Source organism: Methanolapillus millepedarum, assembly GCF_032594115.1.
Lineage (GTDB): Archaea > Halobacteriota > Methanosarcinia > Methanosarcinales > Methanosarcinaceae > Methanolapillus > Methanolapillus millepedarum.
The window spans coordinates 1739191-1753761 of record NZ_CP131060.1 but is presented as its reverse complement, the minus strand read 5'-3'; the positions used below and the strand labels follow the sequence as shown (position 1 = coordinate 1753761).

The following is a 14571-nucleotide window of genomic DNA, read 5'->3' as shown; positions in this document are numbered from 1 at the left end:
TGAGGATAATTTCCAGGGATGAGATGGAGCTATTTCGTGGAGTGTTAGATTATGGTAAATAAAAAAATATGGATGTTTTCTCTTTTATTGATTCTTACTTTTGTCTTTTTCCAAACCGCCGCCGCTTCAAATGAGGCTGTAAATATTACATATATCGGCTTTAATCAAGCTGACAGTATCTCTGCAATAGAAGTTTTGTCCGAGAAATACGTGAAAAATTTGCCGCCGACATATAATGTCAATTATAATTACATTTATGCCTATGACGATTCTTGGGGACCGAGTCAAGAGCTTTTAGACTTTGTCTCGTTCAGCGGTGATATTGTTCATCAAGATATTGTGGTTTTTGACATGATTTTTGTAAACGACGTCATTTCTGATGAATTAAAAACCGCAAAAGTTGCAAACCCAAATTTAAAATTGATTCAAATTCAAGCCAATGAACAAAATGTTGGCGACATATTTGATGTTCAAGAAGACTCCGAATTAATCTATTTTGTGACGGTACCCTATTATCATTTTACTCCGTTTGATCCTAAGGACTGGGAGGGTTGGATAGAATATTACAAGGGGGAAGGTTTGAGCGATGAAGAAATTGAAGAAGAGATAATAGGTTCAGAAAAAGTTGAAGGACGTGATTTGAGTCACCTGATGATTAGTCACCTTCTCAAAACTTATGCTCCCGCAGATAAAATATCCGGAATGAATTTTGACAGAACTAAAATCTTGTATGTTGGATATGATATCGGAGAGCAAGGCTCCCGCTATTCCGGCATTTTTGGGTTTAACTTCCAAAAACAAAACCTTGAAAAGACATTTTATTCACGTTATTTTGAAATGGAGTCTGTTTCTTATGGATCAACGCCGGATGGAACCGTTTTTATTTACCCGTTGACAGGAGGCTGGTATTCCGTTAGCAATTTAAGAACAAACATGAGTTCTCAAAACATTTCTTTTGAAGAATATGATATTGTTATTTTCGATGGATTTTTTGATAATAATATGCTCCTTGATTTTAAGCCGATATTTGATGAAGTTGATACAGCCGGCGCAAAAATTGTGTTTTATAACCGATATAAGAATGAGACACAAAAAGAAACAACTTTTTCAAAAACGGGATTAGATAATTATCCTGACTCTGCCGTTCTTTATGATTTTGGAGGGAATCTCCCACTAAATACAAATCCGACCGCGATTAAAAATATGTTTCGCGCTTATTTACAACTAAATAAATATGGGACAGATTTGACGAAAGACATGAGAGTTCCGGTTAATGCCTATTTAACCATCCCATCCGGAAACATTTTCCATCCGGCGGCCGGCCAATACTTCAAAACGATGGACGAATACATGGCTTGGCATCAATACAGCGTTTATTACCATCCCGGAAAACCCTACATCGGTATTTTCGGCTTTTCTTCTGTTTACGGCCCGCAAATGAAAGAGCTCACCAAAATCCTTGAAGACAAAGGATACAACGTCGTGGTCGGCGGCGGCGACGCTGTCGGCGTTTACGACGATATGACCGGTTCTTTTTTGGACGCAAACGATGACTGTTACGTGACTTGTTTGATTTCCATGAAAAACTGGGCGATGAATTACGGCAACCAACAGGAAGGCGTTTATCAACTGGAACAGCTGAACGTTCCGGTGATTAAAGTCATCGGAAGTCAGGGCTGGGGCGCAACAACCGGTTATGACGCGAATTCCGGAATTCCGGCCAGCACATTTACCTGGATGGCGGCGTCCTCAAATGTGGACGGCATGATTGATTTCATCGGCTACAACGACGAAAACAAAGAATGGATCGCTGACCGCGCGATTGCGTGGGCAGAATTGAATAATACAACCAATGCCGACAAAAAAATCGTATTCATGTACTACAACTATCCGCCCGGAAAAGAAGAAATCGGCGCCAATTATTTGAACGTCATGAGAAGTTTTGCGGGCGACGGCGCCAAAGCGCGCGTCACTGCCGGAAACTCAACGGTCCCGATTACGGAACCGGTTTATCAAGGAATTCTCCGAGAACTTCGAACGGACGGATACGACGTCCGGACCGGCAAATTGCCGTTTGTGACCATTGGGAAAGGCGGAGAGTATCAGTTTGATTACACGGTTTCCGACGAAAAATTAATTCTGAACGAAGAAAACCTCATCAATTTGATTTACGCCCAAGGAATCAATGTCGGCGGTTATGCGCCGGGCGTTCTTGACAAAATGGTTCAGCAGCGCGTCGATTTCATCGCGTCCGGGGGCGATCCTGACGACTGGTGGGGTTGCGAATTGATTCCGGTCAGCGATTATTTGGAATGGCTGGAACATGAAACCACGCCAATATCCGAAGGCGGAAACGGAACGATGGATCCGAAATTGTACGACTCTTTGGTCAAAACGTGGGGAACGCCGACTGCGTTCGGATCGATTCCGGGCAACAACGCATCTGACGCGGCTTGGGGCGGCATGATTTGGAACGACAAAGACAACAAAATCGGCGGCGGTGCTGACCGGAATTACATTGTTGTCCCGATGGTAAAATTCGGCGGCGTCCGTATGATGCCGGAGCCGAACCGGGCGCTTGCGAGCGACAAAGCACTTGATTCCGCCACCTATCACAGCGGCGATTTGCCGCCGACGCATCAGTACGTCGCCACTTATTTCTGGCTCAACCGCGGAACAGGCGACAGTACCGGCGCCGGAACCACCGGATTTTACAACGATGAAGATTGGAAAGCTGATGCGGTCGTTCACTTCGGAACACACGGAACACAGGAATGGCTGCCGGGAACGTCCGTCGGACTTTACCGAACCCATGACTGGGGGCCGGTTCTGCTTCCGGAAATTCCGAATATTTACCCCTATATTGTCGCCAACGTCGGCGAAGGCTTGACGGCAGAATACCGCGGAAACGCCGTGATTATTTCGCATTTGACGCCGCCGATGGTCAAAACCCGGCTTTACGACAACATCATCGACATGGAAACCGCCATTCGCGGTTATCAAAAGCAAGTTTCAAGCGGCATGACTGATACGGCGATTTTGGGCGCTTACCGCCAAATCATCATCGAAGACGTTTATGCGCTGGGATGGAACGATGCTTTCCCCGAACAATTCAGCGCTTACAAAAAAGAAATTGCGGCGGAAAAATACCGCGGCGGCAATATCAGCAAAGTCACTGCGGCTGATATTAAAAGCGTCACGGACAAAGATGTTTCAGACTATTTGGTTGCCAACAAAGACGGTGTTTTCGATCTTTTCCTTGAAAACCAACTGCACAATTTCGTGGAATCCATTAAGGAAAACAGTTTGTCTTACGGGACTCATACTTACGGAACGTTCAATACCGAACAGTTGTCGCCAATGGTTTGGAACATGTGGAGCCGGCAAGGATTTGACGATGTTTTGCTGGACACTTACTTTGATGATGTGACAAGCATTCCAACCACCAACAAGGGATTAACTTACCCGAACGGAACCGCGATTCCAAGTGATGACATCAACTCCAAATATACGGAAGATGACGTTTTAGAGCTTGTGGAAAAAATGATGGCTTACGGAACAACAACGCCGACCGCCGATCAAATTCGGGCAGATTTGAAAACAGTATTTGATAAAGAAACCGGGACCGCCGATGAAATAAAAGCCAAGGAGGATAAAATCATTTACTTCCTGCTCGGACCGGCCGGTTACATTTCAGATACAGCGAACTATGCGACAGCTGAAGATGTCGTTACCGCTTGGGAAAATACGTATGTTGACAACCACAACATGTATACGCTCTTGAAAGGAGAACTCTTTGAGTTTTACTTCTACTTCTCTGTTCCGGACCGGCTGGCCACGGATGACTCAAACAAAGGAACTTACCAAGACACAAACGGCGTCTATCTAAACGACGTTGAAATGCGAAAAGCGATGGTCCAATTTGTGACGGATGTGCGAGACAACGGAACAGTGTCATACGAAACGGTTGAAAAGGCGCTTTCGAAAAACTTCATGTCCGCCGATGGCAAAACAATCGACGTCGGAAGACCGTGGAACAATGACCGGATGACTTACATGATGCTGGCCAACAACCGTATTGATTACGGAAACGCTTTGGAATCCTGCGGCGACTCTGAAATGAACGCGCTGAAAAACGCGCTGTCCGCCGGATACATCGCCCCGTCTTCCGGAAACGATCCGGTACTGAACCCGAACGTTTTGCCGACCGGGCGCAACTTCTACGGTATCGACCCGTCCACTTATTCAACGCCGGCCGCCTGGCGCGTCGGTCAAGCGATGGGCGAGCAGCTTTTGATTGATTATTATCAGAAGTACGGCGAATTCCCGAAAACGGTTTCATTCATGCGTTTCGGCGTGGATTTCATTCAGGATGAAGGAACGCTGGAAGCCTGTTTGTTCTATTTGCTCGGCTGCGAACCGACTTGGAACGCGCAAGGCGTCTTTACGGGCGCAAAACCGGTTGTTGTCGGCGATTCAAATTACGACCAAATGTTCAAATTGACCTTTAAAGACGGAAAAGGAAATACCATTACGGTTGACCGGTCGCGTGTGGATGTGGTGTACAATTCCGCCGGCATGCGCGACGGTTACGGCAGTATGTTGCGTTACATTGACCGGGCGGTCAAAGATGTGGCGAAACTGGATGATTCCGCGGACCGTCCGACCGTCAAAAACAATGTCAAGATCAATGTTGAAGACTTGATTAAGATCCTTGAAAAAGCCGGACTTTCACGAGCAGAAGCCGAAAAATTAGCAACTGCTCGCGTTTTTGCGCAAGAGCTTGGAAACTATGAAATCGGAACCGGAAATCTTGTCAGCGCCAGCGGAAATCTGGACCCGAAATCGCCGACATATCAGGACGATTTAAAATCGATTACCGATTTGTATTTGGCAAAAATGGGTTACTTGTACACAGAAGACAATTGGGGTGAAAGCAGCGAAGCCATTACAAAACTGCTTCAAACACTTCTCGGGCGGACGGACGCTTCGATTTTCGCGAGCGCCGGAAACCTGTACGACTCCGTTGACAATGACGATGTTTACCAATACTTCGGTATTATGAATATGGCGTCATCCATGTACGATAAAGACGGGAATTACATCAAAGATATGAAACAATGGAAGGTTCCTCAAGAATATATTGCGGATACCAGCAACATCCACAATTACAAGGACGGCGACAAAATTGTGTATACGGCAACCGAATACATTGAGAAGGATATTAGTTCAAGGCTTTTGAATCCGGAATGGATTAAAGGTCAAAAGGAAGCCGGCTACAGCGGCGCTATGATGATGGCTGAATATATTGAAAATCTCTACGGTTGGTCGGTGGCCAGCAATGGTGAATTAATCGGCCAAAGCACATGGGATCGGGTTTTTGAAGCATTCGCGAATGACCCGGAAATGGTCGAATGGATGTCAACCACCTCCCCGTACGCGCTCCAATCGGTAACGGCTCGGATGATTGAAGCGTCTCGAACCGGATACTGGGACGCGAATAACGAGCAGATGCAGCAGTTGATGGAAACGTATGTCAAAGATGTCATCGAACATGGCGTCGCTTGCTGTCACCACAGCTGCGGCAACCCGTCTTTGGACAAGTTCATCGCCGGACAAATGTCGGTTCTCGGCCTGACGCCGGATGAGGAAAAGGCGTATTGGGATGCTGTTAAAGAAGCGACCGAACGTGATAAACCGTCTGCCAATTCACAACCGTCAACCTCCTCCGGCGGCGGTTTCGGAACAGCGGCGGTTTCAAGCGGTCCGTCGGAGTCTTCCGATTCCGGTGAAACACCATCCGACGGAACGGATGTCGGCGGCGGTTACGGAACGGACGGCACTACTCCGGGAACACCGGGGGCTCCTGTGTCCGGATATGAAATGACCACCTCCATTCAAAACGCTGCAAATTCCGTTCGCGACTTTATGGCAAATCCGACGTTTTCATCGTCCAGCATTTTCGCCATTGCAATTGTGGTGATCATCATCGGCGCGATGTTTTACGGCTACCGGAAGAAAAACATTTAATGCCCATGAAATCAAAATGAAAGGAAAAAATTCAGTCTCGACTGAATGAAATTCCTTTCATATTTATTTTTTTGCGCCGACAGCCCGGTGCGCGCGTTACAGCGACACGTTTTCATTCGCGTTTTAAAAAACCGGAAACTTTTCTTATTTCCTTTTCACTCGGATTTTTATCAATTTTACTTGATTTCCAATTTTTATTTTCGAATTATTTGAATAATCCGGTATGACTTGTTTTGAAAAAACAAACAGCACAATGTTATCTAAAATGATAACATATATATTCCATTTGGATAGATATATATACTTTTGACAGTATTAGTTGATTACAAGTTGTGTTGATTATTACTCTAATGGCCGACACAATTCATTTTTGAACCTAAAAACAGTTTGTTGAGTTTTCTTTTTTCTCAACTCTTTTTGTTGGCATGCGATTGTTCGTTCACCATATCATCACCGTGCCGCTTTTTGTTTTTCAAAAAGCATAAACGGCGGTTCAACCCCGCCGAGCGGCAGATCTGGCACCCATTTCAGAAAAAAAACGAACCACAGCAAAAAAACGACAACAACCAGTACCTCAATCAAAACAGATTCGGGAATCCCGGCCGCGCGGCAACGCAGCCGAGACATGACCCCAAATGCGCTTGAGAAAAGAATGCTCCGAAGCGTAAAGAGGCAAGTTCAATTATCGGTCGGTTCGGATATAACCTTTCCGCCATTCTCCTCTTTTGCTTTTTCATCTTTTGCGCACCTTTGGGTCACCCATTCCACCACGAGAATATTCCCGAATCTGTTGCCAAATTTCGCCGGTGTTTGACTCCAAGATTCGTTCACAAAACCTTTCAAAACCTGAAATATCTCAAAACAGACCTCAAACATCGTTTAAAACCGACAACAGACCCTAAAACAATCCGGTCAAACCCTATCCTTTTTCAAAAACCGGCGAAATTTGTGTTCAAGCAAAAACGTCAGAGCGAAAGCAATCAAAAAACTCGATGTCGAAAATCAACTGTCAATAATCAATAAAATCGTGTGCCGCTTCATGAAACCGCTTTTCAGCGGAAAACGGATCAAACCCGTTTGGCGGCAAAAATGAAATCACTTGAAAAATTAAAAAATCGGATTCCGGTCATGTTCCCGCATGACCGAAACAAAATCTCAAGATTTGAGATTGAGAAATGCATTGTCGAATAAAAATGAATTCCTTTTCAGGAACGTAATCCATTGAATGATTTATTGGTTAATAAATCTATCTTTGAGTTGTAAATTTTTATTTGATTAATATAATTCATCAACTAAGAATCTTTTGATTTTGTTTTATACCGTCACATGGCGGAATTTGGATTTTCGGTTTTTGGTCCGTTCGGCCGAAAGGTCGGAGGGGGTTTTTGAAAGGGATTTCAAGAATCGAGACGTGAAAACGTGAACAAATAAAGAAATTAAAAATCAAAAGGTGATTTTAAAATGACAAAAAAACTTTTAGCAATTTTTGTTGCATTGGCAATGATGCTCGCACTTGCAGGCATGGCCAGCGCAGAAGAGGCCGATATTGATGTTGTTTGGTACGGCTACAACTATTCCGGATACTATGACTTTTCGACGAATGTCAACGGCGTTTATGATATTGGTGACTACAGCATGAATTATGTTGGATATGCACGCACAAGCGCTGTTATTCCGAATGCGGGAATCACATTAATGAATTCCAATCCGGATGTTGTTGGTTTTACGATGCTCTTTTCTGACGACCTCAACCCGTTAAATGAGAATCTGATATCCTATTTGGATACCAAATATAATGTCAGTTCTCCTTCTGCAATTACGATTTCTGTTTTTGCTGAGGACTACCCCGACGGAATCTCCGCGGCTCCTGACTACTTTACAATTCGTGACACATACGACAACAACAACACTGTAACAAGTGACGTCGCAGATGCATGGTTTGGAGCAATGGATGAAAATGAAATCGATGCTTGGGCTTCAACATGGAGCGACTTCTTGATCCTGATGGAAGCCATTGCGCCGCACGTATAATTTGAAATTTGTGACGGCAATTGCCGTCACTTTTAATTTATTCACAAATCCTAATTTTTTACAGGTTTTAATTTTTTCACAGGTTTTAATTATTTTAAAGATGATCCGGACATTTTAAATTCCGCTTGGGGGAAACGGTATGTTCAAAAAAAAAAGAGCAAGTTTAGTTTCAAGTTTACTTTTAGTTCTGATTTTATTGACGGTCTTAACAATTCCAATGGCTTCTGCAGATGATTCCATCAACATTACTTATGTCGGATTTGAGCCGTCTACATTATCCCTTACAACAAGTTGTTTCGGGCTTTGGATGGAAAAGCATGCGAACGTTTATTATGATAACGTCAATTACGTTTATATTGATGGGTACAATGAAACGGAATTTGGAGAATTTATAGATGGTGCGGCTTCATCTCAACACATTATTGTTCTGGATATGATTATTCTCAGCGATGAAAATAACAGTAAACTTTTGGATATAAAACAAAATAATGATGAATTGACTATTGTTGGTATATCCGGTTCATCCGGATCATGTATTGACCTTACGGATAATGAGTTGCAACGACTTTTAACTTACAGATACAGGGTTCCGACATCTACCAGTCAACTTAATAATCCGGAGAATGTTGTACAACTAGACATTCGGTCTCTGACTTATTTGGTAATTAGTCATCTTCTTGACAATTATACCGAACCCGAAGGCGGCACTTCTTATGACTTTTCTAAAACCAAGATTCTTTATGTCGGTTATGATACGGGAGAGATGGCTTCCAGATTATCGGGCACATATGGTTTTAATATCACCAAAACAATGCTTGGAATGACTTTATATTCTGAATATTTTGATTTGGAAAACAGTACTTTTGTTTCTTACGGCACTGTTCCTGAAGATGACAAAGGGCAAATCTTAGACCTTCCTTTTTTAAATGACAACACATGGCATTCCGCAAATCAACTCCGTGCGAATATGACGGCACAAAACATAGATTTTAATGACTATGATGTTATTATTTTTGACGGATTTTTTAATAATACAATGATGTCGGAGTACGCAGATATATTTGAGGAAGCTTCGAAAACGAATGCAACTCTTTATTTTAACGCTTATGCGAATATGTCCCGGCGTCCTGCTACAGACCCTGATTATGGGGGAGGAATTACCGGAGTAACATTCAAGAAGACCGGTGAAAACGGAAACGGAACTAGAATTTTAAATTATCCGGATGTTGACAATTTGGTTCTTCAGACATCATCATCACATTTCGATATGGATACAGCGACAGCCAATATTAAAAGACAAATAAACGGAACATTTTTGTATCCTGCGTCTAAATATGGGAAAAATTTTGCTCAGACCGGCATTATTCCATTGAACACAATGAATCTTCCTGAAGGCGATGTTTATCATCCTTCAGCCAATAAATATTTCAAAACCGTAAAAGAATATATGAACTGGTATAAGGGAAGTGAATATTACACGCCCGATAGACCTTTTATCGGAGTTTTCGGATTTTCCACATATAAATCAGATATTTCTAAAATCGCCGATGAATTGGAAAACAAAGGATATAATGTGGTTGCGGTTTCAACATCTGCGGACCATAGTATTTACAGCCGACTTGATACAGAGTTTATGGATGAAAACGGTGACTGCTATGTTTCATGTTTCATTTCCATTAAGAATTGGGCATTGGCTTATGATAACCAGCCGGACGGCGTCAGGCAGCTGGAAGAATTAAACGTTCCTGTGATTAAATTGGTCGGCTATCAGGGATGGTCCATTGAAACAAAGTATGACGCCAATTCAGGTTTCCCTGAGGATACCTTCTCATGGATGGTTTCTTCGTCAAACCTTGATGGTATGACGGATTTTATCGCTTTGAATCCGCATCATGTCGGATGGATCGCTGACCGCGCGATTGCGTGGGCAGAATTGAATAATACAACCAATGCCGACAAAAAAATCGTATTCATGTACTACAACTATCCGCCCGGAAAAGAAGAAATCGGCGCCAATTATTTGAACGTCATGAGAAGTTTTGCGGGCGACGGCGCCAAAGCGCGCGTCACTGCCGGAAACTCAACGGTCTCGATTACGGAACCGGTTTATCAAGGAATTCTCCGAGAACTTCGAACGGACGGATACGACGTCCGGACCGGCAAATTGCCGCTCGTGGCCATTGGAAAAGGCGGAGAGTATCAGTTTGATTACACGGTTTCCGACGAAAAATTAATTCTGAACGAAGAAAACCTCATCAATTTGATTTACGCCCAAGGAATCAATGTCGGCGGTTATGCGCCGGGCGTTCTTGACAAAATGGTCCAGCAGCGCGTCGATTTCATCGCGACCGGAGGCGATCCTGACGACTGGTGGGGTTGCGAATTGATTCCGGTCAGCGATTATTTGGAATGGCTGGAACACGAAACCACGCCAATATCCGAAGGCGGAAACGGAACGATGGATCCGAAACTGTACGATTCTCTGGTCAAAACGTGGGGAACGCCGACTGCGTTCGGACCGATTCCGGGCAACAACGCATCTGACGCGGCTTGGGGCGGCATGATTTGGAACGACAAAGACAACAAAATCGGCGGCGGTGCTGACCGAAATTACATTGTTGTCCCGATGGTAAAATTCGGCGGCGTCCGTATGATGCCGGAGCCGAACCGGGCGCTTGCGAGCGACAAAGCACTTGATTCCGCCACCTATCACAGCGGCGATTTGCCGCCGACGCATCAGTACGTCGCCACTTACTTCTGGCTCAACCGCGGAACAGGCGACAGTACCGGAACAGGTTCCACCGGATTTTACAATGACGAAGATTGGAAAGCTGATGCGGTCGTTCACTTCGGAACACACGGAACACAGGAATGGCTGCCGGGAACGTCTGTCGGTCTAAGCCGTACGAAGGACTGGGGGCCAGTTTTGCTTCCGGATATTCCGAACATCTATCCCTATATCGTTGCCAACGTCGGCGAAGGCTTGACGGCGGAATACCGTGGAAACGCCGTGATTATTTCCCATATGACGCCACCGATGGTGAAAACACGGCTTTACGACAACATCATTGACATGGAAACGGCGATTCGCGGCTACCAAAAACAAGTCTCCAGCGGCATGACCGACACGGCCATTTTGGGCGCTTACCGCCAAATCATCATCGAAGACGTTTACGCGCTCGGTTGGGATGAAGCTTTTCCAGAACAGTTTTACACCTATAAGAAGGAAGTTGCAGCGGAGAAATACAGAGGCGGTGATCTCAGCAAAGTGAAAGATGCCGATATCAAAAAAGTAACGGAAAAAGACATCATAGACTATTTAGCGGCAAACGAAGACGGCGTTTTCGATCTTTTCCTTGAAAACCAACTTCACAGCTTCGTAGAATCCATTAAGGAAAACAGTTTGTCTTACGGCACTCATACTTACGGCACTTTCAACAGCGAACAACTGGCGCCGATGGTTTGGAACATGTGGAGCCGACAAGGTTTTGATGACATTTTGCTGGATACTTATTTCGATGATGTATCAAGCATCCCGACCACTAACAAGGGATTAACTTACCCGAACGGAACCGCGATTCCAAACGACGACATCAATTCCAAATACACAGAAGACGATGTTTTAGAGTTTGTGGAAAAAATGATTACGTACGACACTGCTCCCGGAGCCGATCAAATTCGAACGGATTTACAAGCGGTGTTTAATAAAGAAACCGACGATGCGAAAACCAAAGAAGACAAGATCATTTACTTCCTTCTCGGTCCGACGGGTTATATTTCGGACACAACATCATATCCAACTTCTGAAGAGGTGGTGACGGCGTGGCAAGAAACATTCATCGGTAATGAAACGACCCCGACAACTAAAAATTTGTATTCTCTGATGGTTGACGACCTCTTTGAGTTTTATTACTATTTCAGTATCCCATCAAACTTGGCAACAGACACACCGGGAACATATCAAGATACAAACGGTAGTTATCTTAACGAAACCGAAATGCAAAAAGCCATGATTCGATTTGTCTCTGATGTTCGAAATAATGGTCCGATTACATATGAAAATGTTGAAAAGTCGTTGGCAAAAAATATTGGAATGACCAACACCATCCGCCCGTGGTATAACGACCAAATGGTATACATGATGATGGCCAACAACCGCATTGATTATGGAAATGCCCTTTTGGAATGCGGTGACTCCGAAATGAACGCGCTGAAAAACGCGCTGTCCGCCGGATACATCGCCCCATCTTCCGGAAACGATCCGGTACTGAACCCGAACGTTTTGCCGACCGGACGCAACTTCTACGGTATCGACCCGTCCACTTATTCAACGCCGGCCGCCTGGCGCGTCGGACAAGCGATGGGCGAGCAGCTTTTGATTGATTATTATCAAAAGTACGGCGAATTCCCAAAAACGGTTTCTTTCATGCGTTTCGGCGTGGATTACATTCAAGATGAAGGAACGCTGGAAGCTTGTTTGTTCTACCTGCTTGGCTGTGAGCCAACTTGGAATTCGCGTGGCGTTTTCACGGGCGCAAAACCGGTTGTTGTCGGCGATTCAAACTATGACCAAATGTTTCAATTAACCTTTAAAGACGGGAAAGGAAAAGCGGTCACCGTTGACCGGCCGCGTGTGGACGTTGTTTACAATTCCGCCGGCATGCGCGACGGTTACGGCAGTATGTTGCGTTACATTGACCAGGCAGTTAAAGATGTGGCGAAACTGGATGATTCCGCGGACCGTCCGACCGTCAAAAACAATGTCAAGATCAATGTTGAAGACTTGATTAAGATCCTTGAAAAAGCCGGACTTTCACGAGCAGAAGCCGAAAAATTAGCAACTGCTCGCGTTTTTGCGCAAGAGCTTGGAAACTATGAAATCGGAACCGGAAATCTTGTCAGCGCCAGCGGAAATCTGGACCCGAAATCGCCGACATATCAGGACGATTTAAAATCGATTACCGATTTGTATTTGGCAAAAATGGGTTACTTGTACACGGAAGACAATTGGGGTGAAAGCAGCGAAGCCATTACAAAACTGCTTCAAACACTTCTCGGGCGGACGGACGCTTCGATTTTCGCGAGCGCCGGAAACCTGTACGACTCCGTTGACAATGACGATGTTTACCAATACTTCGGTATTATGAATATGGCGTCATCCATGTACGATAAAGACGGGAATTACATCAAAGATATGAAACAATGGAAGGTTCCTCAAGAATATATTGCGGATACCAGCAACATCCACAATTACAAGGACGGCGACAAAATTGTGTATACGGCAACCGAATACATTGAGAAGGATATTAGTTCAAGGCTTTTGAATCCGGAATGGATTAAAGGTCAAAAGGAAGCCGGCTACAGCGGCGCTATGATGATGGCTGAATATATTGAAAATCTCTACGGTTGGTCGGTGGCCAGCAATGGTGAATTAATCGGCCAAAGCACATGGGATCGGGTTTTTGAAGCATTCGCGAATGACCCGGAAATGGTCGAATGGATGTCAACCACCTCCCCGTATGCGCTCCAATCGGTAACGGCTCGGATGATTGAAGCGTCTCGAACCGGATACTGGGACGCGAATAACGAGCAGATGCAGCAGTTGATGGAAACGTATGTCAAAGATGTCATCGAACATGGCGTCGCCTGCTGTCACCACAGCTGCGGCAACCCGTCTTTGGACAAGTTCATCGCCGGACAAATGTCGGTTCTCGGCCTGACGCCGGATGAGGAAAAGGCGTATTGGGATGCTGTTAAAGAAGCGACCGAACGTGATAAACCGTCTGCCAATTCACAACCGTCAACCTCCTCCGGCGGCGGTTTCGGAACAGCGGCGGTTTCAAGCGGTCCGTCGGAGTCTTCCGATTCCGGTGAAACGCCATCCGACGGAACGGATGTCGGCGGCGGTTACGGAACGGACGGCACTACTCCGGGAACACCGGGGGCTCCTGTGTCCGGATATGAAATGACCACCTCCATTCAAAACGCTGCGAATTCCGTTCGCGACTTTATGGCGAATCCGACGTTTTCATCATCCAGCATTTTCGCCATTGCTCTTGTGGTGATCATCATCGGCGCGATGTTTTACGGCTACCGGAAGAAGGGAATTTAAACCGTCCAAATTTAAATCACCCAAAAATTAAAAATAAAACCAAACTCAGAAAGAGTGAAATTAAAAAAAGAAGAATTTACCTTCTTCGATTTTTTCTGTCACTTTTTCTGTTCATTTCTTTTTCTGTTCATTTCTTTTTCATTGACACTGCTTGCGCACGTTATAGGGGCCCGTTTTTGATAAACTTCAATGAATTCGTCCCTATTTTTTAGATTTACATTTTTATCGTTATTTGTTATCCTTTTAAATAATAATTATTATCAAAATACATTTGTTTTTATTTGATTAAAGCTCATAAAAATGCAGAGTTTGTTTTGTGAAAATTTCAAAATAAACCGAAGAATTGGCTTTTTGTTTAACTTTTTTCAACTAAAATTAATTGATCAACTGAATGGGAA

4 protein-coding genes are annotated in these 14571 nt (G+C 44.5%); 3 read left to right on the top strand and 1 reads right to left on the bottom strand.

Annotated elements, in window-relative coordinates; all coding sequences use genetic code 11:
* Positions 1-51 precede the first annotated feature (51 nt).
* Positions 52-6030, top strand: a complete 5979-nt coding sequence (locus tag MsAc7_RS07940; protein ID WP_338102379.1) for a cobaltochelatase subunit CobN — start codon at positions 52-54, stop codon at positions 6028-6030.
* A gap of 450 nt (positions 6031-6480) precedes the next feature.
* Here the strand turns inward: MsAc7_RS07940 and MsAc7_RS07935 are convergent, their stop codons facing one another.
* On the bottom strand, positions 6481-6657 hold the full coding sequence (locus tag MsAc7_RS07935; RefSeq protein WP_338102378.1) for a hypothetical protein: 177 nt from the start codon (positions 6655-6657) through the stop codon (positions 6481-6483).
* A gap of 873 nt (positions 6658-7530) precedes the next feature.
* On the opposite strand from MsAc7_RS07935, the gene MsAc7_RS07930 reads away from it, so the two are divergent.
* Both MsAc7_RS07930 and MsAc7_RS07925 read left to right on the top strand, forming a co-directional pair.
* Positions 7531-8061, top strand: coding sequence for a hypothetical protein (locus MsAc7_RS07930; protein ID WP_338102377.1), 531 nt, complete (start codon positions 7531-7533; stop codon positions 8059-8061).
* A 217-nt stretch (positions 8062-8278) separates the two neighbouring features.
* The gene (locus MsAc7_RS07925) at positions 8279-14173 is read left to right on the top strand and encodes a cobaltochelatase subunit CobN (RefSeq protein ID WP_338102376.1); all 5895 of its coding nucleotides are present in this window, start codon (positions 8279-8281) and stop codon (positions 14171-14173) included.
* Positions 14174-14571 lie beyond the last annotated feature (398 nt).

What these genes read in the sequence shown, in the direction of transcription:
- MsAc7_RS07940 (WP_338102379.1), top strand. Translation starts at nt 52, where the DNA reads ATGGTAAATAAAAAAATATGGATGTTTTCTCTTTTATTGATTCTTACT.
- MsAc7_RS07935 (WP_338102378.1), bottom strand. Translation starts at nt 6,657, where the DNA reads ATGTCTCGGCTGCGTTGCCGCGCGGCCGGGATTCCCGAATCTGTTTTG.
- MsAc7_RS07930 (WP_338102377.1), top strand. Translation starts at nt 7,531, where the DNA reads ATGATGCTCGCACTTGCAGGCATGGCCAGCGCAGAAGAGGCCGATATT.
- MsAc7_RS07925 (WP_338102376.1), top strand. Translation starts at nt 8,279, where the DNA reads ATGGCTTCTGCAGATGATTCCATCAACATTACTTATGTCGGATTTGAG.